Origin of the sequence: Psychrobacter aestuarii (genome assembly GCF_904846035.1) — a bacterium.
Lineage (GTDB): Bacteria > Pseudomonadota > Gammaproteobacteria > Pseudomonadales > Moraxellaceae > Psychrobacter > Psychrobacter aestuarii.
The window spans coordinates 1504276-1530311 of sequence record NZ_CAJGYT010000001.1; the positions used below are offsets into that span (position 1 = coordinate 1504276).

Consider the following 26036-nt stretch of genomic DNA (forward strand, 5'->3'; position numbering starts at 1 on the left):
TGTCTGTCGCTACTGGATTTGTCTTTTACCGCTTAAAAATAAGAGTAACTTTACATGCAATTATCGATTAATCGAGAGTCGTTGTTAAAAGCCATCAACTTGATTGCTAAGGCGGCCGATAAACGCCACAACATGGTGATCTTGGGAAACATCAAGCTGCAGCTGTCAGAGTCTGAGCTGGTATTGACCGCCTCTGACTTAGAGGTTGAGCTGACCGCCACCTTGCAGCTGCCCGCTGGCGCTTGTGTTCAAGCAGGCGCGGTGACCTTGCCTGCTGTTAAGCTCAAAGATATTTGTAAGTCCCTACCCGCTCAGGCGCAAATTACCATTACCGCAAAAGACAAAGAGCGTTGCCTACTGACAAGTGGCAAAAGCCGCTTTACCTTAGGCACGTTGCCTGCCGAAGACTTTCCCATCTTGGGCAATCCTGAAAACATCACCGCACTGACCATCAGCCGTGGTCGTCTGCTGGATTTGGTACATAAAACGCAGTTTGCGATGGCGATTCAGGATGTGCGTTATTATTTGACAGGCATGCTCTTTGATGTGTCCGCGCAGCAGTTGACGACGGTGGCGACCGACGGACACCGCTTGGCATTGGCGCGCAGCGTGATAGACGTGGATGCAACGCTCAATATGCAAGCAATTCTACCAAGAAAAGCGGTGATTGAGCTTGAGCGTCTGACATTGGAGCTCAGCAAGCTATTGGGTGACAATGACAACGCGGTCACGCTCAGCTTTGGACGAGAGTTTTTACAAGTCAGCTTGCCGTTCGGTGAGGTGGACAGCACAGGGCGCATTGGTTCTGAGCTGATGGTCACCTTCACCGCCCGTCTGATTGATGGCAAGTTCCCAGATTATCGCCGCGTGATGCCAAGCAATACCGATAAGCTTGCGCTCATGAATCAAGAGAAGCTCACTGACGTGTTGCGCCGTGTGGCGATTTTAAGTAACGAAAAGTCGCGCGGTGTGGTACTCAGCTTTTCAGGGGATGGTACGGTTGAGATTCGTGCCAACAATGCTGAGCAAGATGAGGCGATTGAAGTCTTACAGGTCAAGTATCAAGGCGAGCCGATTGAGCTGTCGTTTAATGCCGCTTATATTCAAGACGTGCTGTCTGTGACCCAAGGCGACGTGCAGATGCACATGAGCCAGTCCAATGCCTCGGTGTTGGTCAATCAGCTGGGTGATGAGCTGCATCAATACGTCATCATGCCGATGCGTATCTAAGCGGTCTGCGTGGTCAACCGCGCGCTTGTTTTTTATCTCTGGCGGGTATGTCTTTTATGATTGAACGTTTGCACATCTCGTACCTGCGCAATATTCAGCAAGCCACCCTATCAATGACCAAATGCAATGTCTTGATAGGGGCCAATGGCAGTGGCAAAACCTCTTTGCTCGAGGGGGTGTTTTTATTGTCACGTGGCAAAAGCTTTCGCCATCATCAGCCCAAACGCTATATCCAGCATCATCAAGCGGCCGCCACGGTTCACGCCAGTCTGAGCGATGGTAGCATCTTAGCCATTCAAAAGCACACCGATGCCAGCACCTTGCTGCGTCTCAATCACAATACCGTCTACAACCAAAGCGTCCTAACCGAGCAGCTACCGACCTTGCTGATTGACCCATCGTCTATGGACATGCTTGAGCAAGGCAGTGCCAGTCGTAGACAGCTGCTTGATTGGTTGGTGTTTCACATGAAACAGGCGTTCCACCCGCAGTGGGTTGCCTACCAGCGTCTTTTAAAACAGCGCAACAGTGTGCTAAAACGCAGTCGGCACTTAAGCAGTGAGCAGCTGACCGAGCTGCGCGCATGGGACAGCGGACTGAGCAATCATGCGGCGCTCATCCATCATTATCGCCAGCATTTATTCGATGCATGGCAGCCTTATTTTGAGCAAACCATCAACGCGCTGTTGCCAGCGTACAGTGGTCAGTTACAACTCAGCTATCAGGCAGGGTTTGACACCAGTCATGCTCTGGACGTGCAGCTGCATGAGCGCTTGGAGCAAGATGCGCAGCTGGGTTACACCCGTATTGGCAGTCATCGGGCGGATATTCATGTGCATTGGCGCACCAAGGCAGACGGCAGCGCTTCAGGGAATATCAAAGAGCAAGCGGCGAACGTGCTGTCTCGAGGAGAAAAAAAGCTACTCATCACCGCACTGCGCTTGTCTCAACTGCCGCTACTGCTCAACCACGCCGCCCATGACGAGCGCTATGCCAATACCCGCGCCAGACCCACGCCTGTGGTGCTGCTCGATGACGTGACCGCAGAGCTGGATGCGCGCGCGGTTGATATCTTACTGACCACATTGGCAAAGCTGCCTTGCCAAGTGATACTCACCAGCTTGACCGAAGATATTTTGCCACAAGTTAAAGCCTATTGGTCAGAAGCCAGCATGTTTCATGTGAAACAAGGCAATATTTCTCCAGCCACTTTTTAATCTAAAACGATGAGTATTTACTCATTACGTGCACGCCAAGATTAGCTTTCATTTTATTTTTATTGTTAAGACAAGCAAGCCAACTTTGTGTGGTGAATCGCGATTTTTTGCGCAGGTTTACCGCCAAACACCCTACCATAAAGTGCCTATTAAACAGTGACTTAAAGTCAAAAAAATGCTAAAATAGGGCTTTATTTTTGTCCAATTATCAGCACATGAGTTGATACGTTTGCCGTCATCTAAGTTATTGAAATAATAACGATTATTTTTTGGATGAGTGGCATTGTTTGCACCGCATCTCTGTTTGCGGTAGTGATATCAGCGCCTGTGTCTATCTGACCTATCAGACCGCTTATGTATGCCTTTGACGCGCTTATAAATGTTTGATATCGGTTTAATTAAGGAATGCCCATGAATGAGTCACGACCTACCGATAACGAGACGCCAACTCCAGAAGTGCTGTCCCAAGAAATGACTGCCGAGAGCCAATTGCCATCTGATTACAGTTCAAAAGACATCCGCGTATTGCGCGGTCTTGAGGCGGTACGTGTCCGTCCAGGCATGTATATCGGTGATACCGAAGACGGCACGGGTCTGCACCATATGGTCTTTGAGGTGGTGGACAACTCAATCGATGAGGCGCTCGCGGGTCACTGTGACCAGATTGACATCGTCATTCACGAAGATGAGTCCATCAGCATCATGGATAATGGGCGCGGTGTCCCTGTCGATATCCACCCCGAAGAAGGCGTATCGGCGGCGCAGGTCATCATGACCGTACTGCACGCAGGCGGCAAGTTCGATGACAACAGCTACAAAGTCTCAGGTGGCTTACATGGCGTCGGTGTGTCGGTGGTGAATGCGCTCTCAAGCAAGCTTGAGATGAACATCTGGCGCGAAGGCTATCACTATCACCAGACCTATACCGATGGCGTCCCTGATGGCGATATCGAGCAGCTGGAGCCGACCGACAAGACAGGCACGCAGATTCGTTTTTATCCAAGCTCTGACGTATTTACCGAGACCGTCTTTGACTACGATATCCTCTCTAAACGCTTGCGCGAGCTGTCATTTTTGAACTCAGGTGTGCGTATTGTTTTGACCGATGAGCGTAGCGATAAGCGCCATGAGTTTGAGCACAAAGGCGGTCTGTCTGAATTCGTCAGCTACATCAATGCAGGCAAAGACAGCATCAATGATGTGTTTCACTTCACCACTGAGCAAGACGATGGCATCGGTGTTGAGGTCGCGCTGCAGTGGTCGGACACCTATAACGAAAAAGTCTTGTGCTTTACCAACAACATCCCGCAGCGCGATGGCGGCACGCATTTATCAGGTTTTCGCTCAGCCTTGACCCGCTGCCTGAACACCTATATCGACAATGAAAACTTGCTCAAAAAAGAAAAGTTCTCTGCCACAGGCGATGATGCACGTGAAGGCTTAACCGCGATTGTCTCGGTCAAAGTACCTGACCCCAAGTTCTCTAGCCAAACCAAAGACAAGCTGGTCTCAAGTGAGGTCAAATCGGCGGTTGAGTCGGCAATGCATGACAAGTTTAACGACTTTTTGCTGGAGAATCCGACTGCCAGTAAAGCGATTGCCAATAAAATCTTGGACGCCGCGCGCGCCCGTGATGCGGCGCGTAAAGCGCGTGAGATGACCCGCCGCAAGACCACGCTCGATATCGCAGGTCTGCCAGGAAAACTTGCCGATTGCCAAGAAAAAGACCCATCACTGTCTGAGCTGTATATTGTGGAAGGCGACTCGGCAGGTGGCTCAGCCAAGCAAGGACGTAGCCGTAAAACGCAGGCGATTTTGCCACTTAAAGGTAAAATCCTAAACGTCGAGCGCGCCCGTTTTGACAAAATGCTGTCATCTGCCGAAGTCGGCACGCTGATTACCGCGCTCGGCTGCGGTATCGGTCCTGATGAATACAATCCTGATAAAGTGCGCTATCACAAAATCATCATCATGACCGATGCCGACGTGGATGGCTCACACATTCGTACGCTGCTATTGACCTTCTTCTTCCGTCAAACGCCTGAGCTGATTGAGCGCGGCTATATCTATATCGCGCAGCCACCATTGTACAAGGTGAAAAAAGGTCGCCAAGAGCTGTACCTCAAAGATGACGAAGCACTAAAAGCGTACTTGCTGTCTTCAACCATTGATAGCACGCAGCTGCACATCAATGCGGACGCGCCCGCGATTACGGGTCAAGCGCTTGAGTCGCTGCTAAATGCCTATAACCAAACGCAGCTGGTCAAAGCTCGTCTACAGACGCGCTATCCTGCGGTCATCCTCGATGCCTTGACCCAAGTGCCCAAGCTGACCATGGAGATGAGCGCGGACAAGGCTGCGATGGAAGTATGGCAAGCTGAAATGCAAAGTGCGCTGAACCATTTTGATGACGAGCTGCGTCCAAAGATTGAACTGGTCAACATCCATGCGCCGCAGACAGAAGCATTAGATGCGGCGGCGGCAGACTTGCAAGGCATGCGCGCGCCTGTGCCGAGCACAGAGAGTGATACGCGCTCGGACAAGCCGCAATGGCTACCGCGCATCACCATCCATGTGCATCAGTTGGCGCACCATTATTTGCTAGACGCCAGCTTTACTGGCTCGGCTGAGTACGCGCGTTTGCTGCGCTTGTCTAGTGAGTGGAACACGCTGTTGAGCGACAGCGCGTATATCCGCCGTGAAACCAGTGGCAGTGCCAAAGACACCGCCATTCGTGACTTTGAGCATCTGTGGCAGCAAGTCATGTTGGACGCGCGTCGCGGTCTTGCCATTCAGCGTTATAAGGGTCTGGGCGAGATGAACGCCGACCAGCTGTGGGACACCACCATGGATCCTGAGAATCGCCGTATGCTGCGCGTGACCATCGAAGACGCCATCGCTGCCGACCATCTGTTTACCTGCTTGATGGGTGACCATGTCGAGCCGCGCCGCGCCTTCATTGAAGAAAACGCACTGACGGTGTCTAATCTCGATATCTAAACGCATTTTTTATACCTGAGCGACAGCGCTCAGGGTGTTATCAGCGGCGAGTCTATAGGGACTCGCCGCTTATTTTTGTTTAAAATACCTCAACCCCTTGCTGTGGTATTTTGTTTCACGTGAAACTGACAAGGAACAGACATGTTTGAGGTAATACTCTTAGCGGTTGCATTGGCGATGGACGCCTTTGCGGTGTCGATTGGTATGGGCGCAAAGGCACAAAAAAAGCCTGCCGAGGATATCAGACGCCTTGCGCTATTCGCGGCGCTTTACTTTGGTGTGGCGCAGGGCGTGATGCCATTGTTTGGATTTTTACTCGGCTCAGCAGTGTTGGGCTGGCTTGCGCAGGCGGCGCCGTGGATTGGCGGTATTATCCTGCTGATTTTGGGCGGAAAAATGCTGTATGAAGTCATTAGCGGCGATGACGATGAGCCTGAAGCAGCGGCTGATGTGATGGTCGGTCACAGTGTCAGTCAGCGTACGCTGTTGACGCTGGCCATCGCTACCAGCATCGATGCGATGGCAGCAGGCTTTACGCTCAACTTGCTCGCGCTCAATGCGTGGCTGGCGTGCGCTATCATTGCCGTTGTGACGGCTGTCTTTAGCTGGGCGGGCGTGTATTTGGGCAAACGCTCAGGCACATGGCTTGAGGAAAAAGCAGAATTGCTTGGCGGCGTGGTACTGATTGCCATTGGTATTAAGATAATGTTTTTTAGCAGTTAAGCTAAATAAACCATTGATTTGTTTGATAAACAAGGCGACCGATAATCTCTAGGTCGCCTTTTTATCGTCTATCGCGTCGCTGTTTTATTCACTTGGGTCAGGAAAACGCCATGCCAAGATACGGGTGATTTTTTGTCCGTGCGTCATATCTATCACGCGCACGTCACTGGCATTCACTTCTTGCAGCAGTTTTTTGAGTGGGCGTAGGTTGTCTGATTTTGACACTAAAGTAGTAAACCAGCCCACGTGCGCAGTGACTTCTACACTCTCATTAATCATCTGACGCAAAAAGCCAATCTCGCCGCCTGCTATCCACAGCTCCTTTTTTTGTCCGCCAAAGTTTAGCGCGTCACTTTCACTCGCGCTGTTACTGGCACTGGTGCTGCCGCGTTTTTGTTGATGGCGGCTCAGCTTTTGCCGTTTGCGCGTATTGGCGTTCATTGCCTCATCGAGTGAGCCTTGAAACGGTGGGTTGCATAAGGTGATATCAAAGTAATCTTGCCGTCCAATAATGCCCTTAAAAATATGCTCAGGCTGGGTTTGCTGCTTGACCTTGATGGCGTTTTTTAGTGCTGGGTTGGCCTGAACAATCACCTTAGCGGTCTGCACCGAGATGGGGTCAACGTCCGTGGCAGTAAAGCGCCAGCCGTAGCTTTGAGCGCCGATAATCGGATAAATACAGCTTGCCCCTGTGCCGATATCGAGCGCGTGTATTTGTTTGCCTGTCGGCGGTGTACCTGCGTCATTCTGATGCGTGGTATCTGCGAGCAAGTCGGCGATATGATGCATATAATCGGCGCGCCCAGGAATCGGCGGGCACAAATAGCCTTCGGGCAACTCCCAAAAAGCCACCTGATAATACTGGCACAGCAGCGCTTTATTGAGCGTACGCACGGCATCGGCATCACTAAAATCAATGGTCGGCTCGCCGCTTGGGTTGGCTTTGGTATAGGACGCAAGCGCAGGCAGCGCACGGGTCAAGGCAGTAAAGTCGTAGCGCCCCTGATGCGGGTTGCGCGGGTGTAGCTTGGCTTTGGGGCGGGTAGGTGTGGACATAGCGGCAGCAGCCATAAAAAAGATGCCTAAAGTGTAGCACAAACCGCGCCCACTCAGGACTGCCCTGACTCGCTATCCTCGACTGAGTCGCTGCCGTGCGTCTTAAAAGGCGTGGCAAACTGCAAAATCAAAAAACCCACGATCGATAAAATAATGGCAATCTCGTAGCGCCCATAGGCGACCGAAATACCGATAGCGCCTGTGTTCCACAGTCCTGCCGCCGTTGCCGTGCCTTTTGCGCCTTGCTTGCTCTTAAAAATCGCACCACCACCGATAAAGCCCATGCCTGTAATCACACCGTACATGATGCGCGCCTCAGCATCTGCGCCCTCGTACACGTCCATACCGACCAGCATAAAGGCACAGGAGGCGATGGTCACGAGCGGAAAGGTACGTAGTCCTGCGCCGTTTTCTTCAAACTCGCGGTTTAAGGCGATGGGCAGGGAGAGGACAAAAGCAATACCGAGTTGCGCCGCATGATAGGTCAATAATGTCAGGCTGATATCAAAATCGAACATCATGACACCCCCTATGTTTTATCTTTTATTTTTTCTTTATAAGACAAATCCGCCACAGATGCCACTACGCTTTGTTGAAGCGCCATACCATAGACAAACAGGATATCAACACGCCATCGCGCGCGCTGTATTATGCTTTTGGGCACACCGTCCCGACTTTTTCTTGATAGGATATGCCCCCTTTATGCCGCAACCTGCCACACGCCCGACCTTGGCGCAGACCGCCTTTGACAGCTTACCGACCGTGATTCAAGAGGCGCTGCCCGATGTGCGCCGCGTCGTCATCATCGCCAACAATCCGAGCATCACTACGGACTATCTGAGCGAATTTTTGCGTGAGGATGACATGCTCGTGCTGTTTAATCACTTTATCCATGCCGATTTTTTTAGCAGCCACCCGATTGCCTGCGCCCTACCCAAGCTGCTGTTTTTCCGTCAGATTGGGGACAGTGCGCTGCATTTTGGCTTGCCGCCACGCGCCAATAATGTGCCGCAAATAATCGAGATGGCAGCGCGTGCGCCGCTGGGTATCATGTTTGGCAATGCCATGTATCAGTACCCCGCGCCGAGCGATGACCCCAGCCCCAATGACGACCCTGTCACTGCATCACGTACGCTCGATATCGCGAGCGACTTGCGTATGCGGCTGGACAGTCTGCATTACAGCCGCGTCTTGTCCGAGCATCACCCTGTGGTCGCGGACTATCCGTACTTTACGGACATTCACTCGTCTGCTGCCTCGTCGGGGTTTTTGCTCTATCGGCTGCTACTGGCGCTGCGGACGTATCAGCGGGAGACGCCGCTTGAGCTGACCTTGCTTGGGTTTAATCATGATGCCAAAACCCCGCACTTTTGGCAGGGGCACAACTGGCAGTTTGAACGTGAAGAGATGCGGCGTGCGCCTGATGGGGTGCGGGTGGTGGTTTGTGGGTAGAGAGTGCAAATAGGCTTAATATTTGTTTTTAAACTAAAATAAGCCGTTAGTCTAAACCTTCCCCAAATCCTTCAAATCCACATATTCCTTTTGACCGCGAATGTTATACATTCTGCGGTCGATATCAGGATAGTTGCAGATATCAATGTCAGGTCGGCTGCCGCCCATCAGATAGGTGGCGTCCGCATCGCTGTCATTACGCATCGAGTGCGCCGCGCCATGCGCAGGAAAGCCGACAAAATCCCCCGCCGATAGCGAATAGTACGCATCACCATAGCGCAGCGTCAACGTGCCCGAAAGGATATAGACGAACTCGTCCGACTCCTCGTGATAGTGGTGCGTCGTGGTCTCATCGCCCGCCGCTATGCGTACCAGATGCAAGCCCACCTTACTCAGACCTGCGATATCACTGAGCGACACCGTATGGCGGATGGCACGCGGGTTGAACTGATGCACGTGGCGGGTCTCAGGGGTATTGCTGATGTCGGCGCGCGTTAGGATGTGTGCCTGCGTATCGGGCGGCGTTGTCTTGGTGCTCATCGTCTCTCTCCTTGTTCGATGCGTGGGGCGGCGTCTTTATAGTAGCAGGTTTTTGCGCCTTGCAAATGGGCAGACAGGAGTACGGATAAGGCGTCACAAAGTCATTGGTGATGCGCTGGGCATGCGCTATGCTACAGGATGGATAATGATAAGGAGCAAAAGGTGGAAAATACAGCGCACTATAGCTTCGATGCGGTCATCGACAGACGCGGCACAGGGTCGCTCAAGTGGCATTATGACGACGATACGATTCCACTGTGGGTCGCGGATATGGACTTTAGGGCGGCGCCGCCGATTTTGGCAGCGATGGATGCCATCGTGCAGCGCGGTATTTTGGGCTATACCTTACCGACCGAGGCGCTGTATGCGGCGATTATGGATTGGCATAGTAGCCGCTATGGGTTGGCTCTTGAGCATGGCGATATTTTGTTTTCGCCAGGGGTGGTGCCCAGCCTTGCCTTGATGCTGCATATCTTTACCCAAGCGGGCGATGCGGTGCTGGTCAATGACCCTGTGTACACGCCCTTTATGAGCAAAGTCATGCAAAACAAGCGCACGCTGGTGCTCTCAGCGCTGGTAGAAGCGGACGGCAAATATCGTCTGGACTTGGACGATATGGAAGCCAAAATTATCAAGCACAATATTAAGCTGTACTTTTTGTGCAATCCACAAAATCCAGGCGGGCGCGTATGGACGGCGGATGAGCTGGGCGCGGTGCTGGACTTGTGCAAAAAGTATGATGTAGCAATCGTCAGTGATGAGATTCATCAGGATTTGACCTTGCGCGGGCATACCTTTACGCCGTTTTTAACGCTGGCACAAGGCTATGAGCACAAGGTGGTCAGTCTGACTTCGATGACCAAGACCTTTAATATCGCGGGGATTAAAGGCTCGCTGATTTTTGCTAAGGATGCCGCACTGATAGAAAAAATTGACGCCCAGCAGCATCTAAACGATGAGTATGAGTTGAACATGTTCGCCTATGCCGCGATGCACAGCGCCTATCGTGGGGGCGGTGAGTGGCTGACGCAATTGCTTGCCTATATTGAGGACAATATTGAGTTTACCTTGCAGTTTTTGGCGGATAAGTTGCCGAAAATTAAAGTCATGCGCCCAGAAGCGTCCTATCTGATTTGGCTCGATTGCTCTGCCTATAGCGATGATGACCAGCAGCTGTATGACGCGCTGCGGGCGGCAAAGGTGGAGCTGAGCGCAGGCTATAAGTATGGCAGTGAGGGACACTCAAAAATGCGTATTAATGTTGCCTGTCCGCGTATGTTGTTAGAAGCGGGCTTGGCGCGGATGGTGGTGGCGTTTGAGGGGTTGGGGGATGGGTAATGTTTTGTTAATAATGTGGTTAAAACTGAAGTCGTTATAAAGATTATGGTTTGATATAGGGGGCTTTATTGGATTTTTATATATAATATCAGACGAAAATTTTTTAATTTTATATATAGCAGTTTCTACTACTTGGCTATTTGATGAAAAAATAGTTATGATACTGACTTTTGATGAAACTGACATATTAAAAACGCAAGCTAACACCTTATGGTAATCATTGTATCTATACGCATAACAATTCATATTGAACAAAGAGTCAAAAATGACAATGTCTAACGAAAAAGAAGTTGAAGTCAGTAATGCATCTAATCAGAGCAATAATTTTGCATACGATAATTTTTTTAAGTCAAAAGAATCATTTCTGATTTTCTCACTATTGTATGTTGATAGCGAAAAGAGAGCCGAGTTTCTTGGCATTAAAGAAGAAATGTATGAGTCAAAAGCAAAGGCGAAAGAATGGCGAAATTCTTTGATCAAAGTACTTCATTCTGACCGTTGCAAGCATTTATCTGCGGATGAGGCCACAGCAAAAGTCAACGAAATTTATTCAAGGATGAAAAAATATGCCAAATAATGAGGACAATAATAGCACGAGCAAGCTTCCTGTAACTTTAAAGCCGACTGACTTTGAGTACCAAAAGCCAAAAAGAAGAAATGAGTTAACTGAACAAAAAAAATACGACAAGATCGATTCGAAAGTTGGTGAATTAGTAAAGCTTGGAACTAATGGCGTAACCTACGTAGATGAAGATGCCTTTCCAACAATTTTTCAAACAACTAGACCGAAAGCTGCTTTTATATTTGAAAATCAGATTCCTGATGCAGACAAAAGAAGTTTTGATGGCAAAAATTACGCTCATAGCTCTGCGGTAGTGGGTTTAGCCGATAAGAAATCACAAGAAGTCAGAGACGCTGATAAGCAAGCATTACTTCAATATTCTCGAGACTCTCTCATTAATTTATCAGACTCACCTGAAGCTCAGGATATGAGAAGGAAGGTTGATTCATTCACATCCAAGACCCTTCCGAAACTCCGAGACGAGCGAGGTGTAAGTACAGATGAAGTAACAGGTGAGGAAAGAAAAAAAGGTTTTGCATTTCATCATGTTAATCCAAAAGAACTGCATACAGACCCAGAAGATGTCTTAGATCCTACCAAAGGACGGAATTTGAACCCTGAAACTCATGCGGATGTACACCGAAAGAACATTAATAATGAGGATCAGTTTGAGAAGTATCAGGCTGAAAAGAAGCCGAAGTAGAGAGTGTAATAATTTGCGGTTCACTGGTAAGTTACTCGCTGAGCTCTTAATTTATTAGTGAGTTAGGTGTCGATATTATTCTAATAGTCGAACTAAACACACTGATTCTAACCTATTAAACCAGTATTACCTAAATGCTTACTTTATCAAAAACGGCTTGCCATGCGGGCTTGAGCGCAAGTATTGCTTAGACGCTTTGACAGTTGCGTCATGTGCCAAAACAACCGCATCCGCTACGATGATTTTCTTATAGGACATATTATTTGTAGTAGCTCAAAAACCACCCCTAAACAAACGGCGCATCGGGACAATGTGCGTCTTGCAACTCGCTATCTGTAGGCGCACGCAGCAGCGTAATCGGCACTGTCTGCGCCGCTTGCCACTCAATCAAGCCAAGCGCGGCAAACTCACCCAGCCAGCCCGCCATTGCCCAATGTTGCCATTGATCATAAAAGCGATTGGCATTGATAACGATGCTGTCCAAGTGATTCAGCGGCGGACGACAGACGCCATGCTGCTGATGGTAGACCAGCTCCCCAGTCAGATAAAACGGCATGCCGCACGCGCGTGCGCGAAATGCAAAGTCGGTATCCTCCGCGCCATAGCCGACATATGCGGTATCAAAGCCGCCAAGCTTATCAAACTGCTGGCGCGTGATGGCAAAGCACAAGCTCCAAAATGCGCCAAAGTCCTCGGTCTGCGTCATCGCGGCGGGCGCGAGTGAGTCTGTGAGCGCAAAGTTCGGGCGGTAGGGGTTGTATACCGAGAGCGCATCTAGCGCGGCATCATTCAGCATCCCAGCTGCCAGCGTTGCCGATTCGGTGGCTGAAAGCGGGCGCGTCAGATATTTGGGCTGCCCCATCAGTAGCGCCTCAGGGTGCGCCATGAGCTTGGCATACAGTCCAGCGATGCTGTCCGCCGCGACCAAGCAATCGACATCTAAGAATATCAACGCCTCATGGCTCGCGTGCGTGGCGCCGATATTGCGATTGTGCCCGATATCAAAGCGCGCTTGCTTATCTTTGCCGTCATTCGTGGTTGGTATCTGTACGATGTTCAGCGCGTATTGGTTCAGGCGCTCGGGGTCGGCGTCGTCATTGACGATGATGACTTCGGCGGGCGGCATGCTACTGTTAGCAAGGGCGGCAAGCAGATTGTATAGGTGCGTGTTGCGTCCATAGCATGTGGTGATGACGCTCACAGGCGCGGTCGGTCGCTTCGGGGAGGTTTGGTCGTGCATCGTAGTCTCAGTTTTTATTATTATTAAAGGAAGCATTAGCAAAGGAAACGTTAGCGCTCGGGACGCAGCTCAAGTTTGGGCAACAGCCACTCATGAAACCATGACCTGATATCACTATAGTCGCCAAAGCTGTGCATCAATACGGCTGCCAACGTGTCCGAGTCAGGCGCGGTCTGCGTAATAGCTGTCGGCGTAGGCAGCTGCCCGTTATTGTTTTGCACCGTTTTACAAAAGTCCTCCCAGCTGAGCGCCCGACCTTGCGCAATCAAGGCATTGGCAGTGGCGACTTGCTCGTCATACGGGCGCGCATCAGGCTGTACGATAAGCGGCGTCTGCTCGTAATAGACTTGCGCGATGCTGTTTAGCCCGCACGCCATGAGTAGCGCATCACTATGAACAATAAACGGGCGCACGTCTTTGACCTGCGTGGCAATATCGACCAGATGGCGCATGTCATCGTCAATAGGACCGAGCGAGATGATAAAGGCATCGGGCAGCAGCTCGCGCAGCTGAGGCAGGCGCGCATCAATCGCTTGGTGTCCGCCATAGCCTTTAATCACCGTGATAATAGGCGTACTCTCACGATACGGCTTAGTATCGTCTGCTAGATTATTGAGTAATGTCAAAAACTCGGAACGGTTCAACTCCGTGCTGGGCGCTGTACCGATAAAGTCCAAATACAGGCTTTTTTGTGGCATCCATGCTGGCGTGTCTATCGCCTCAAGCGCACGCGGATACGGCGCAAGCATTGCCAACGCACCTTTAAAAGCCTCTACGTGCGGCATATCGTCCCGCACGCCAGTCAGGCGCACGTACAGATACGGCATGCTGATCGTGCGACAAAGCATGGCAATCTCCACGCTAACATCGACAATCATCAGATCAATCTGCCGCGCGTGCAGCGCCTGTATCAGCTGATAACTGCGCGCTTGGATATCACGATTGCCCACAGGGGAGTAATGCAAGCCTTCAGGTTGCCAGTATTGTCCCGCGCGACCTTTGAGCACATCACCTGCGCGCTCATCTTCAGGGGCTAGGCGGATGACTTGCGCCTCACAGATATTGCTAAAGCTATAGTCCGCCGCAGACACGCTGGTAAACACCGTGAACTGCGCGCGCACAGGTTCAGGCAGTAGTGCCGCGAGCTTATCCGCCTGCCGACAATGCCCCGAGCCGTGATGATGCGCGTAATAACCGATACGCATCTGTTATACGCCCTTTGCCTGTACGCTGGACGCAGCGCGTTTCGGCAGCGCGCTAAGGGGCGGCATGCGTAAGGTTTTGGTGGTGGGTTTGGACGGTGTGCTGCTCAAGCGCGTAACTGGCTGCGATGGCGCAATCGCTTGACGGTACAGCGCAAGATAACCATCGACCATCGTGGTATCGGCGCAAAATGATGCGGCGCGCGCACGGCAGGCACGGCGTGAAATGTCTTTGATACCGCTAAAGGCGCGTACAAAGGCGTCTTTGTCTTCTTTTTCAACCACAATGCCTGTATCTGGCGTGATAATCTCTGCGCACGCACCGACATTAAAGCCAATCACAGGCGTTCCGCAGGCAAGACTCTCCGCCAGTATCAGCCCATACGGCTCATCCCATGTACTGGTAAACAGCATCGCGGTCGCCTGACACAGGTACTGATTGATGTCTTTTTTGGTCACGTGCCCCACGTATTCAAACAAATCCGTGCCTTGCTGCTTGTCTTGCATCAATAGCGGCGCGACCTGCTGCTCAAAGTATTGGGCATTGCTCTTAGGTCCTGCGATAATCAGGCGCTTGCCCGCCGCCATACAGTATTTCATTGCCAGATGCGTACCTTTTTCAGGGCAAATACGCCCATACCAAAAATACACCTCGTCCGTTATTGGCTCAATATTGGCAGTAAAAGACGCCACATCAATGCCGTTATACACCACCTCTGAGGGCACAAATTCTTTAAACAGTTGCTGCTGATAGCCACTGATGGCGGTGAACTGCGTGCGCGTACCGAGCTTTAAGGTCAACAGCGCCAAGCGCAGCTGCGGAAAAATCGGCGTATGAAAAGTGGTAAAAAAACGCTTGCCAAATACTTGCCCCATCGTCATCGGCACGTGGTGCAAGCTATGATTGTGTACCACATCAATCTCGCCGCGCGCATCACGGGCAATAATGTCTTGTAGCGCATGCTGATAGGTCAAATACTGATACATCTCCTCGCGCCCCATCGCCACCGACTCGTGCTCGTTTGGATAGACCATTGCCTCAAACGCTTGACGCGATAACAAGGGAACAAGGGTCGCGTCTGTTTTACTGTCGCCGTGCGCATACAGCAGCACCTCGTGCCCTGCGGCAACCAGCTTGTCACAGATAAGGTGGGTAATCATCTCAAGCCCGCCCGCATAAGGCTCGGCAATCGGGTATAGCGAATGGGCGATGATGGCGATGCGTAGCGGCTTGTCATGGTGACTGGTGTTCGATGCGGGTAATAGGCTCATAGTGTTTCCAAATAAAGGCAAAAGGTTATTAATCATCTGTTGTTGTTTGTGTGAATGAGGGTCGGCACACAAGGCGTATCGCGACCACAAAGGCTGTCCGTGATGGTTGTTATTAAAATTAAGGGCAAAAGGGAGACGCAAAAATAAAAGGGTGTCGTGATAAGGCGGACTGACCATGCGGGCAGCACGCATATCTTGAGCGCACTATAGGGGTCAAATACTGCCTAACGATGACATCGGTCTAAAAGTTCACTGTTTTTTTATTGTCAAAGCTCACCGTACTGGGTGCAGATACTTTATTAATGACAGGATCGGTCATAGCGGCAATCGGCGTAACGGCGGGTTTGCGTATGGTTGGTTTATCAACTGCCGTTTGGGTCGGTGCAGTTTGGGCAAAGCCGTAATTGCTAAAGGCGACCTTGGCGGCCAATAGTTTAAGACCCAGTACCGTCAGCGCACAGGCAAACAAGACGGGCGAGGACAACGCCGAAAAAGGCGCGACCAAAAACGCGGTCAAGGCATTTAATACCAATAACAGCTTGGGCAATGCCGCGCTATTGGCATGGAACAAGGCAGTGCGCGTTTGGTCTTGTTTTTGTTTTGGCGTACAGACAAAAGGCTTTTGCCGTCCCCACAAGACGGGCAGCCAGCACAGCGCGCCCAACTCCCAAAAGTTCAGATGCATCAGCCATGCCCGCACGCGGGCGCGTAGATTGTGCTGATAGCCGCTATCGACCTGCGAGTTTAGCGGTGCTTGGTCATGCAAATAAGCCCACAGTCGGCGACCCAAAAACACCGCATAGCCTGTGTAGACAGCAGCCAAAATGGAGAGCAGCGAGGTGTGTACATTGCCCAATATCAGGGATAGCAGCAGCACCATCACGGTGGCGGCATGTACCCACATCAGCAGACCTGTAAAGTTCACCCAAGCGCTCAGCTGCGACAGGTGCGCCCATTGATAGCGTTTGCGCTCATCAGCATCGTGTGTGACGCTTGGCATATGGATGTGTGCTGCCGTGGGCTGCGGCTGACCGCGTAGCCGTCGCCATACTGGCTCTGCAACATAGCGGCAGAGAATCTGCATATTGCCATACACCCAGCGGCGGCGCTGATTGAGCAAGTCCGCCAGCGTATTGGGCAGCAGTCCTGTGGCAATCACTGTCGGTATAAAGGCGCTGCGCATGCCGCGCTGATGCATCAAAATACCCATCTGCGCATCTTCGGTGAGTGACGCGCCCGACCAGCCGCCAACGTGTATTAAGTGGGTGCGGCGAATGACCGCATAAGTGCCTGTAGACAGCGCGCGTGTGCGGTTACTCTCGCGGTACAAATGATAGTTAAAGTAATGGTTCAATTCACTGTGGACATCCCCAAGCGCCGTATCGCGGTAAAACTGCGGGAACTGCAGCAGCGTATGCTCAGGATGCGCCTCAATCGCCTGTACCATCGTCTCTCTTGCATGTGCCAGCGCTTCATAATCGCTGTCCACCACCACAATATGGCTACAGCGCTTGTCCATCCACGCCAGCGCCCGATTCAGCGCCCCTGCCTTATAGCCCGCTATCGAATCAATATGATAAAAACGCACCTTATGCTCGGCATCTAACGCATTACAAAACGTCTCTAGCGGCTCGTACAGCGCTTTGTCCGTATGGTTGTTGTCGATAATCAATATCTCATCGTGCACGCTTTTGATGCGCAGTAGCGATTTGATGGTATCAATCACCATGGCGGGTGGTTCAGCGCGGGTCATCAGCTGAAAGCTAAAGGCAATCGTTGCGGCGGGTACGGACTTTGGCGCGGACGTCGTTGGTGACATACCCAGCATTCTGCGCGAGACGGTTTTGGTTGTATTTATCATAAGATGTTCTTTTTGTTGTACAGCTAAGGACACTCACAAAACAAACCGCACAGTGAGCAAAGGGCAATGAGGTCTTACGGTTATTGAACAAAATTATAGTAGTACAAATACAGGTAACTTATTGATTGTGAAGTGTTAATCTGTGCACTATCTCGTAAGATTGCGTAAGTTTTTCCACAGAACGCCGTTATTCTTTAGTAGAACGCCAAAATGTCTCGATAAATATCGTAGGAAAAATTTATTAACCTCACAGCGCCTGTTTTTTACCGTTGGTCTTGATGCGCCAAGCTCTCTTTTTTTAGGATAAAAACAGACAAAATAAAACCCCGCTAGTGCGAGGTTTTTTGTTGGGATTGATGACGTCATGCTGTGTATTAATAGTCAGTTATGGCATTTGTGATGTTGGTAAGGTTTACCAAGCAAAGGTCACACCACCACGCGCACCGAATTTGCCTGTATCGGTACCAAAGCCTGCGCCTGTTGAGAAGCTGACGCTGTCATTGATACGTCCTGCAAATGCGGCACTAACAGCGGTGCTGCTGTTGTAGTAACCTGTGCCAATAGTCATGGCGTAGCGCTTGCCCGCTGGAATCATCGGCGTCTCCATAGACAGTGCCAACGCGATGCCGTCTTCGGCTTCATCCAAGCGGTCGTCATGATCGTTGTACATGCGGCGTAGGTCAGTAAACTGCGCGCGGGTCGCTAAAGAGTCGACGCTGACGCTGGTGCCAAGTGTGCCATTGGCATCGGTAGTGACGATGCTGGTGCCGCCCGTTTGTGCGCCTGTGCTGGCTTGTAGCTGCCCTGCGTAACCAAGGGTGATTTGGTTGTCCTCTGCAGCGACTGCGCCATTACCAATGGCGATGCTGTTCATGCCGCCTGCCATAGACTGGTTACCCATAGAGACCGAGCCCATGCCATTTGCCATCGCGGCTTCACCGACCGCCGTTGAGCGCTCGCCAGTGGCTTTTGCCAAGTGACCAAAGGCTTGTGCGCGCTCGCCAGTCGCCTCAGATTGCCAACCGATAGAGGTCGAGCCAAGACCTGCGGCGTTCGCTTGACCACCGACCGCAGTGGCTGAATTCATTTTTGCCATCGCTTGGTTACCGATAGCGACGGTGTCATTGCTACCACCTGCCATTGCCGCTTCACCGACAGCGGTTGAACGTACGCCAGTCGCTTTTGCCAAATGACCAAAGGCTTGCGCACGCTCGCCAGTCGCTTCAGATTGCCAACCGATAGAGGTCGAGCCAAGACCTGCAGCGTTCGCTTGACCGCCAACAGCGGTGGCTGAATTCATTTTTGCAATCGCTTGGTTACCAATCGCAACCGTATCATTGGTGCCACTTGCCATGGCGTTGTTACCCACTGACACAGAGCCTTCGCCTTCTGCCATCGCCGCTTCACCGACGGCGGTTGAGCGCACGCCATTGGCTTGCGCGAGATGACCAAAGGCTTGCGCGCGCTCCGCATTAGCGCCTGATTGCCAGCCAATCGCGGTTGCACCAGGACCTGTCGCGACCGATTCGCCACCAACAGCCGTAGTTGAATTGCCCGTGGCATTGGCGCTATCACCGATGGCAAGGGCATCAATCCCGTTAGCAATCGTTTCATTACCGATGGCGGTAGAGAAGTCGCTTTGCGCATCGGCATTTTCACCGATAGCGAGTGAACGCTCCCCTTGCGCGGTAGCTAAATGACCAAAGGCTTGCGCACGCTCGCCCATTGCCTGTGATTGCCAACCGATTGAGGTTGAACCGACACCCAAGGCTTCCGCTTGCCCACCAACGGCAGTCGCTGAATTTGATAATGCCATCGCTTCGTTACCGATAGAGACGGTATCGTTCAGACCCAAGCCCATTGCATTGTTACCGATAGATACTGCACCAGTACCCTCTGCCGTTGTGGCTTCACCGACGGCAGTAGAACGCTCACCTGCTGCATTGGCTAAGTGACCAAAGGCTTGTGCGCGCTCGCCCATTGCCTGTGACTGCCAACCGATAGCGGTTGAGCCTAAACCTTCGGCATTGGCTTGACCGCCGACTGCAGTGGTTGAGTTCATTGATGCAGTTGCTCGATTACCAATAGCCACCGTATCATTGGTGCCAAAACCAATAGAGCCGCTACCAATAGATACAGCACCTTCACCATCAGAGTAAGCATCTGTACCGACTGCTATCGAATTGTTGCCCAAGGCAAGTGCATCCATACCGCATGCTAACGTTGTGTCATCAAAACTAAATGCCCCCAAAGTAGTAGCATTTCCCATTTCGTCGTTCACTATACACTCTGCCGCCTGTGCGCTCGATGTCCCAAAAGAAACCACTGCCATAGCTAATGTTAAGGCACTGATTTTTAGCGCTGACTGAGAAGAGAATTCCTTTTTCATCATCTTTATTCCTGTTTTGGTCATTGATAAGAAAGCTATTGTATTTTTAATTAACATTTGACTGTTTTTAAAGCAAAGAAAGTCTTTTTCTACATCGTATTAGTGGTATGGTTAGCAACAATATAGCAAGGCTATTTATAGTGATAACGATGGCAGTCAAATAATGATGGCAGTAATATAAGTCAATGAAAAATGGGTGTTTTATAGATTATTCTATGTATAAAAAACCGTTTTTCTTTAAACTATAAAGTGCGCACAAAAGTAAATGTACATGATTGAGCAACAAAGTACGATACCTAAATCACGTTTACTTTCAAAAAGTTACAATAACAATAATAAACAAAAAACCAATCATTTGATTGTAGATAGTTATCTATAAAATGCGGTTTTATTGAAGGTTATTTCCTTTATGGCATAAAAACTCTGCAAAATAATGTGTGCGGTATTGACAGCAGAGGTGCTGGCAAAAAATAGTTAAGAATAAAGCGCACATCAACCGCCATCAGCAGCGCTAAACTTGTTAAAATAGCGCACTTATTCTTTATTGACGGATACGCATACTATGACCACTGCATCTGCCACGCCCACCATCAAACAAGACCGCATCTTAATCCTCGATTTTGGCTCGCAGTACAGCCAGCTTATCGCGCGCCGCGTCCGTGATTCAGGCGTGTTTTGTGAGATGTTCCCGTACGATATAGACACCCAGCGCATCACGGATTTTGGTGCCAAGGGCATCATCTTATCGGGCGGTCCTGAGAGCGTGCATGAAGAAAACAGCCCACGTATTAACGAAGCAGTATTTGAGCTGGGCGTGCCTGTGCTTGGCATCTGCTACGGCATGCAGGCAATGGCAGAGCGCTTTGGTGGTAAGGTACACGGCAGCGACATTCATGAGTTTGGCGCGGCGACCATCGACGTGACTGGCAACTGCGCGCTACTTGACGGCATCGAAGACAGCCCAAGCAAGCTGCACGTGTGGATGAGCCACGGCGATAAAGTGATTGAAGCGCCAAGCGATTTTGAAATTGTGGCGAGCACGCCAAGCTGCCCGATTGCGATTATGGCGAATGACGACAAGCAATATTACGGCATCCAGTTCCACCCAGAGGTGACGCACACCTTACAAGGTCAAGCGCTGCTCGGTCGTTTTGTGCATCAAATCTGTGGCTGTGCGGGCGATTGGACGCCTGACAACATCGCAGATATGCGTATCGCGCAGCTCAAAGAAGAAATCGGTGACAAGCAAGTCTTGCTCGGCTTATCAGGCGGCGTGGACAGCTCCGTTGTGGCAGCGCTATTGCATAAAGCCATTGGCGACCAGCTGACCTGTGTGTTTGTGGATAATGGTTTGCTGCGTTTGCACGAAGGCGACCAAGTGATGCAAGTATTCGCTGAAAACATGGGCGTCAAAGTCATCCGCGTCGATGCCGAAGAGCGTTTCTTAACCGCACTGGCTGGCGAGATCGACCCTGAAGCCAAGCGTAAAATCATCGGCAAAACCTTTATTGACGTCTTCGCGGACAGCGCGCGTGATGTGAGCGCCAACACCGACGGCAAAGAGATTGAATACTTGGCGCAAGGTACGATTTATCCTGACGTGATTGAGTCGGCAAAATCGCATCAAGGCAAAGCGCACGTCATCAAGAGTCACCACAACGTTGGCGGCTTGCCTGATGATTTGAGCTTTAAGTTGATTGAGCCACTACGTGACCTGTTCAAAGACGAAGTGCGCAAGCTGGGTATCACCTTAGGCTTGCCTGCCAAGATGATTTACCGTCATCCGTTCCCAGGACCAGGTTTGGGCGTGCGTATCTTGGGCGAAGTCAAAAAAGAATACGCCGATGTCTTGCGCCTCGCCGATGCCATCTTTATGCAAGAGCTTGAGCGTTCAGGCTGGTATGACAAGACCGCGCAAGCCTTTGCCGTATTCCAACCGATTAAATCAGTCGGCGTGGTCGGTGATGGTCGCCGCTATGCGTGGGTGATTGCGCTACGTGCCGTTGAGACCGTGGACTTTATGACTGCACGCTTTGCGCACCTGCCGTATGATTTGATTGAGACGGTATCGAACCGCATCATGAACGAAATCAAAGACGTGTCGCGCGTGACTTATGATGTGTCAAGCAAGCCACCTGCGACGATTGAGTGGGAATAATTTTCTATTTTCAGTCGTTGTAAGTACAAAAAAAGCTCACGTTACGTGGGCTTTTTTGTGGACGACTTTCCACACTGCGCCGTACCGATAGCTGTACTCCAAACCCAAAAACTCCCACCCACCACCCAAACGATTAATAATACTTATCAAGACTATCAACTATTACAAATCGGTCATCGGCGTTATCAGGCGTATCATAGTGGCACACGATAAGGCGGCACGGGCTATCTAAGCACAAACGCTGCCGCCCTACAGCACACAAGATACATAAGGATTTTATAATGAAAGTACTCGCCTTTGGTACCAGTAACAGCCGAAACTCAATCAACCAAAAACTGGCACACTATGCCGCCACGCAAATTGATGGTGCGGACGTCACTTTGCTTGATATTCATAACCTTGAGATGCCGATATACAGCGAAGAGCGCGAAAAAGAAAGCGGTATTCCTGCGTTTGCGCATGACTTTTATCAAGCGATTGGCGAGGCGGACGCGATTGTTATCTCGTTTGCCGAATACAATGGGTCGTACACCGCCGCGTACAAAAACCTGTTCGATTGGGCATCGCGCATCGATATGAAAGTCTATCAAGACAAGCCGATGATTATGCTTGCGACCTCACCGGGGGCTGGCGGCGCACAAAGCGTGCTTGCATCAGCAAAAGCGTCCGCGCCGTTTTTCGCCGCCGATGTCAAAGGGGCGTTGTCATTGCCGAACTTCTTTGATAACTTCGATGAACAGACAGGCAAGGTGACAGACGACAGCTTTAACGCGCAGCTTGATGAGATTATTAGTACACTCTAAGGTGTGACAATAAGACAAAAGCACTCAACTTGGTTGGGTGCTTTTTTTTGGCAATGACAAAAAGGCGGGAAATATAGTGTATTTTATTGAACATTTATATTCACTGGTTTTGATTTATTAATTCCAAGTACTAATTTTTTTAGCTTAAAAACAGGATTTTGTCTCCATAAGACTCCCGTGTTTTTAATAAGAAATCCACTGCCGCAGTTTGAAATTAGAGAACCAGATGTTTTAAAGCCGCCTATTCTAGAGTGAGAAGGTGTAAGCTCTATATTTGTACCTGCAACTGTCATATTTACCTCTACAGCAGTTATCGGGAATGGTATGTCTCTAAAAATATCTGTTTCGTATCTTTCTATAGCTTGTGCAAGTGATACAAGATCAATAAATCTTAGGTACAGAGAATCACCATTATCATATCTAACTTCCAACTCTTTACCTTGAGGAGGACTGCGTAAGTCTAATGGTGAACCTATGTTCTCCCATGAGCTATTTTTAATAATTAACCTATCTTCAGGTTCTAAACTAAGCATATTTACATTTAAACGAAGATAGCCTTTTTCATCACGTTCAAAGAAAACTAAGTCAATACCGTCGATAGTTATAACTTTAAGAGTATTGTAATAAAAATTACCACCTACTACAGCTAATAAATCTTTGCGTAACCAATCCAGATTACCTTTTACTAAGGCGGCATGGGTTTTATCTTTTTTTAACGCGTGTAGCTGTTCTATGGTATATGCACCGCCATCTGCTTTTTTATGATGCTGAGCACAGAGGGCTATCATACCTTTAGGATCATTATGAGGCTTTATATGTACAGGAGGATCAAAATGATGGTATTCAAGGTAAGGATTGCCGCAGCCCTTTATTGGACAACCAAAACCAACCTCAGATCGAAGCTTCTCTTTGACATATTTAGGGATAGATTTTCTTCCTAATGCCATGCTACAACTCCAAACCTAAAGAATTTTGAAAGTATATCGGATAGGTTGTAGAGCTTTTGAAAACAAGCTGCCACTACTTCCTAGCCACTTTCAAAATACCATACAATCTTCTAATAGATAGATTTAATTTCTTGTTTAAAAATAAAAAAGCAGCCCTCCCAAACGAGCGCTGCTTTTTTATATCCCATCTAACGATTTATCCTTTCACATTCACCACATAACGTCCCACTGCCTGACCATCAATAAAGCGCTCAAGGTATTCAGGGGTTTGCTCAAGCGTGATTTCTTCGGCGTAGTTGTCTAGATTGGGCAGTTTCATATCGGTCGCCACGCGTTGCCAGATGTCGCGCTTTTCCTCCAGCGGGATACATACCGAGTCGATGCCGAGCAACGACACGCCGCGCATGATAAACGGCAATACCGTCATCGAAAACTCAGGCGATGCCGCCAGTCCGCAGGTGGTTACTGCGCCGCCTGGCTTGGTCTGCTTGAGTAGGTTGGCAAGATAGTCACCGCCGACAGTATCGATGGCATTTGCCCATAGCGGACGACCGACGGGACGCTTGCCCACCTCATTCACGCTATCACGATGGCGCACTTCGGTTGCGCCCAGTGATTTTAGATACTCGGTCTGCTCAGACTTGCCCGAAAAGGCAATGACCTCATAACCGAGCTGTGCGAGGATAGCGATACTGATACTGCCCACGCCGCCTGTCGCGCCTGTAACCGCAACCGCACCATCTGCGGGTGTTGCGCCTGCTTTTTCGAGCTTTTGCACGCTGAGCGCGGCAGTGATACCGCCCGTGCCATATATCATGGCTTCTTTGAGCGTCAGTGACTCAGGGCAGGGCAGCGCCCAATCGGCAGGGATAGCAATCATTTGCCCAAGCCCGCCTGCGGTGTCCATGCCGAGGTCATAGCCGAATACCACGACTTCTTGCCCTTTTTGAAAAGTGCCTGATCGGTCACTGACCACCACGCCCGCCGCGTCGATACCTGGGGTGTGCGGGTAGTGTTTGGAGATGCTTTTGTTGCCTGCGGCGGACATCGCGTCTTTATAGTTGAGCGAGGAGTAATGCACCTCAATCAGCAGGTCATTATCGGGCAGGTCGCTGAGGTTGCGCTCGCGGATGTGTTTGCTAAAGCTGCCGTCATCGTGTTCTTCAACGACGAGGGCGCGAAAGGTTTGCTTATCTGACATCATCATATCCTTATGTGTTGGTTTTTTTTGGTGGTTTAGACTAAAAAAGCCCATAAAATATGAGCTTTTTTGTGGTTAATAGTCAATGTATCCCGTTATGGCTTTAACAGTACTTTGCCGTCTTTTTGCGATTGCACGTCATCAGACACCGCCGTTTTGATGTCATCCAAGTCGTAGACCGCTTGAATCGGCAGCTTGAGTGTACCGTCTTTGGCGCGGGTCATCAGCTCTTTAATCAGGCGCTGTTTGTCCTCAAGGCTCATCTCGGTACTGGTTTTACTGCCCCAAAAGCCTTTGACGGTGGCTTGTTTAAAAATCAAATCGCTTGGGTTTAATACCATGGGCTTGCCCGACATCAGACCGAACGACACCATCGTACCGCCATTACCGAGGAGCGATAGCAGCTCGCCACTGGGCTCACCGCCGACCGAATCGACCGCCGCCGCGATGCTGTCGTCACCGATAATATTTTTGACTTGTTCTTGCCAGTCATCATCATCAGTAACGACGGTGTTTTTGATGCCCAGCTCATCGAGCTCGGCTTTGGCATCGGCGCGGCGTACCAAGTTAATGCTGTGGATGCCGCGCGCGTTCGCCAGCATGGCAAGGGTCTTGCCCACAGCGCCATTGGCAGCGTTATGAATCAGCCATTGCCCTTTATCAAGGTCTAATACTTCTAACAGCATCAAGGCGCTGAGCGGCATGGCAATCAGCTGCGCGGCGAGCTTGTCATCGATGTCATCATCAATAGCAAATACCATTTTGGCAGGCGCGGTGTAATATTCTGCCCACGTGCCATGCACACTGGCGCTGGCGACACGCTGTCCGACCTCAAGGTCAGTCACGTCACTGCCCACGGCATCAATGATGCCCAGCGCTTCACTGCCGCCAATGGCGGGAAAATCAGGCTTATAGCCATAGTCGCCGCTGACGGTCAGCAGGTCGTGATTATGAATGGGCGCGAGGATGGTCCTGATGCGGACTTCGTCGGCAGCAGGCTCAGGAATCTTGCTGTCTACGATGTGAAGCACGTTGGAGGGTTTGCCAAATTCGGTGTGCGTTGCGCTACGCATAATTATTTTCCTTATCTTGTTTTAAACATATCGTTTTTGGAGAAAATGAAACAAACCCCACTATACGCG

Annotated in this window: 21 protein-coding genes; 10 read left to right on the forward strand and 11 right to left on the reverse strand. The window is 50.3% G+C overall.

What is annotated here, in order from left to right:
- Positions 1 to 54 precede the first annotated feature (54 nt).
- From dnaN to JMW05_RS06295, 4 genes are all read left to right on the forward strand, one after another.
- Positions 55 to 1230, forward strand: a complete 1176-nt coding sequence (gene dnaN / locus JMW05_RS06280) for a DNA polymerase III subunit beta (RefSeq protein ID WP_201504477.1) — start codon at positions 55 to 57, stop codon at positions 1228 to 1230.
- Positions 1231 to 1286: 56 nt separating this feature from the next.
- Positions 1287 to 2447 (forward strand): DNA replication/repair protein RecF, encoded by a 1161-nt coding sequence (gene recF / locus JMW05_RS06285; protein WP_201504478.1) that lies wholly within the window; start codon positions 1287 to 1289, stop codon positions 2445 to 2447.
- A 471-nt stretch (positions 2448 to 2918) separates the two neighbouring features.
- The gene (gene gyrB / locus JMW05_RS06290) at positions 2919 to 5447 is read left to right on the forward strand and encodes a DNA topoisomerase (ATP-hydrolyzing) subunit B (protein WP_201505552.1); all 2529 of its coding nucleotides are present in this window, start codon (positions 2919 to 2921) and stop codon (positions 5445 to 5447) included.
- Positions 5448 to 5588: 141 nt separating this feature from the next.
- Positions 5589 to 6170 (forward strand): manganese efflux pump MntP, encoded by a 582-nt coding sequence (locus JMW05_RS06295; protein WP_201504479.1) that lies wholly within the window; start codon positions 5589 to 5591, stop codon positions 6168 to 6170.
- 84 nt (positions 6171 to 6254) lie between these two features.
- Here the strand turns inward: JMW05_RS06295 and rlmF are convergent, their stop codons facing one another.
- The gene (rlmF, locus tag JMW05_RS06300; protein WP_320158757.1) at positions 6255 to 7226 is read right to left on the reverse strand and encodes a 23S rRNA (adenine(1618)-N(6))-methyltransferase RlmF; all 972 of its coding nucleotides are present in this window, start codon (positions 7224 to 7226) and stop codon (positions 6255 to 6257) included.
- Positions 7227 to 7279: 53 nt separating this feature from the next.
- On the reverse strand, positions 7280 to 7747 hold the full coding sequence (locus JMW05_RS06305) for an MgtC/SapB family protein (RefSeq protein ID WP_265090597.1): 468 nt from the start codon (positions 7745 to 7747) through the stop codon (positions 7280 to 7282).
- A 181-nt stretch (positions 7748 to 7928) separates the two neighbouring features.
- Here JMW05_RS06305 and JMW05_RS06310 point away from each other — a divergent pair, with 181 nt between their 5' ends.
- Entirely contained in the window at positions 7929 to 8678 is a 750-nt protein-coding gene (locus JMW05_RS06310) for a hypothetical protein (RefSeq protein WP_201504481.1), read from the forward strand.
- Between the two features lie 51 nt (positions 8679 to 8729).
- Here the strand turns inward: JMW05_RS06310 and JMW05_RS06315 are convergent, their stop codons facing one another.
- On the reverse strand, positions 8730 to 9218 hold the full coding sequence (locus JMW05_RS06315; protein WP_201504482.1) for a cupin domain-containing protein: 489 nt from the start codon (positions 9216 to 9218) through the stop codon (positions 8730 to 8732).
- 162 nt (positions 9219 to 9380) lie between these two features.
- On the opposite strand from JMW05_RS06315, the gene JMW05_RS06320 reads away from it, so the two are divergent.
- From JMW05_RS06320 to JMW05_RS06330, 3 genes are all read left to right on the forward strand, one after another.
- Positions 9381 to 10556 (forward strand): MalY/PatB family protein, encoded by a 1176-nt coding sequence (locus tag JMW05_RS06320; protein WP_227691464.1) that lies wholly within the window; start codon positions 9381 to 9383, stop codon positions 10554 to 10556.
- Between the two features lie 265 nt (positions 10557 to 10821).
- On the forward strand, positions 10822 to 11133 hold the full coding sequence (locus JMW05_RS06325) for a hypothetical protein (protein ID WP_201504484.1): 312 nt from the start codon (positions 10822 to 10824) through the stop codon (positions 11131 to 11133).
- A complete protein-coding gene (locus JMW05_RS06330) occupies positions 11123 to 11821 on the forward strand; it encodes a hypothetical protein (RefSeq protein WP_201504485.1) in 699 nt (232 codons plus the stop codon). The genes JMW05_RS06325 and JMW05_RS06330 overlap by 11 nt, the downstream gene beginning before the upstream one ends.
- 286 nt (positions 11822 to 12107) lie before the next feature.
- Here the strand turns inward: JMW05_RS06330 and JMW05_RS06335 are convergent, their stop codons facing one another.
- From JMW05_RS06335 to JMW05_RS12040, 5 genes are all read right to left on the reverse strand, one after another.
- On the reverse strand, positions 12108 to 13061 hold the full coding sequence (locus JMW05_RS06335) for a glycosyltransferase family 2 protein (RefSeq protein ID WP_201504486.1): 954 nt from the start codon (positions 13059 to 13061) through the stop codon (positions 12108 to 12110).
- A gap of 50 nt (positions 13062 to 13111) precedes the next feature.
- Positions 13112 to 14266 (reverse strand): hypothetical protein, encoded by a 1155-nt coding sequence (locus JMW05_RS06340; protein ID WP_201504487.1) that lies wholly within the window; start codon positions 14264 to 14266, stop codon positions 13112 to 13114.
- 3 nt (positions 14267 to 14269) lie between these two features.
- The gene (locus tag JMW05_RS06345; protein ID WP_201504488.1) at positions 14270 to 15535 is read right to left on the reverse strand and encodes a glycosyltransferase; all 1266 of its coding nucleotides are present in this window, start codon (positions 15533 to 15535) and stop codon (positions 14270 to 14272) included.
- A gap of 241 nt (positions 15536 to 15776) precedes the next feature.
- On the reverse strand, positions 15777 to 17396 hold the full coding sequence (locus tag JMW05_RS06350; RefSeq protein WP_201504489.1) for a glycosyltransferase family 2 protein: 1620 nt from the start codon (positions 17394 to 17396) through the stop codon (positions 15777 to 15779).
- Between the two features lie 412 nt (positions 17397 to 17808).
- Positions 17809 to 19605, reverse strand: a complete 1797-nt coding sequence (locus JMW05_RS12040; RefSeq protein WP_227691465.1) for a YadA-like family protein — start codon at positions 19603 to 19605, stop codon at positions 17809 to 17811.
- Positions 19606 to 20347: 742 nt separating this feature from the next.
- Between JMW05_RS12040 and guaA the strand changes: the two genes are divergently transcribed.
- Positions 20348 to 21943 carry a glutamine-hydrolyzing GMP synthase gene (gene guaA / locus JMW05_RS06370; protein ID WP_201504490.1) on the forward strand — a complete coding sequence of 532 codons (1596 nt, stop codon included), beginning with the start codon at positions 20348 to 20350 and terminating at the stop codon, positions 21941 to 21943.
- Between the two features lie 281 nt (positions 21944 to 22224).
- A complete protein-coding gene (locus JMW05_RS06375; protein ID WP_201504491.1) occupies positions 22225 to 22746 on the forward strand; it encodes an NADPH-dependent FMN reductase in 522 nt (173 codons plus the stop codon).
- A gap of 83 nt (positions 22747 to 22829) precedes the next feature.
- On the opposite strand, the gene JMW05_RS06380 is transcribed toward JMW05_RS06375, so the two are convergent.
- The 3 genes from JMW05_RS06380 to JMW05_RS06390 form a co-directional block, all read right to left on the reverse strand.
- Positions 22830 to 23693: an HNH endonuclease gene (locus JMW05_RS06380; protein ID WP_201504492.1), complete on the reverse strand. Its 864-nt coding sequence runs from the start codon at positions 23691 to 23693 to the stop codon at positions 22830 to 22832.
- Positions 23694 to 23889: 196 nt separating this feature from the next.
- Positions 23890 to 24894 carry a YhdH/YhfP family quinone oxidoreductase gene (locus tag JMW05_RS06385; RefSeq protein ID WP_201504493.1) on the reverse strand — a complete coding sequence of 335 codons (1005 nt, stop codon included), beginning with the start codon at positions 24892 to 24894 and terminating at the stop codon, positions 23890 to 23892.
- Positions 24895 to 24989: 95 nt separating this feature from the next.
- On the reverse strand, positions 24990 to 25967 hold the full coding sequence (locus tag JMW05_RS06390) for a zinc-binding dehydrogenase (RefSeq protein WP_201504494.1): 978 nt from the start codon (positions 25965 to 25967) through the stop codon (positions 24990 to 24992).
- Positions 25968 to 26036: the final 69 nt, after the last annotated feature.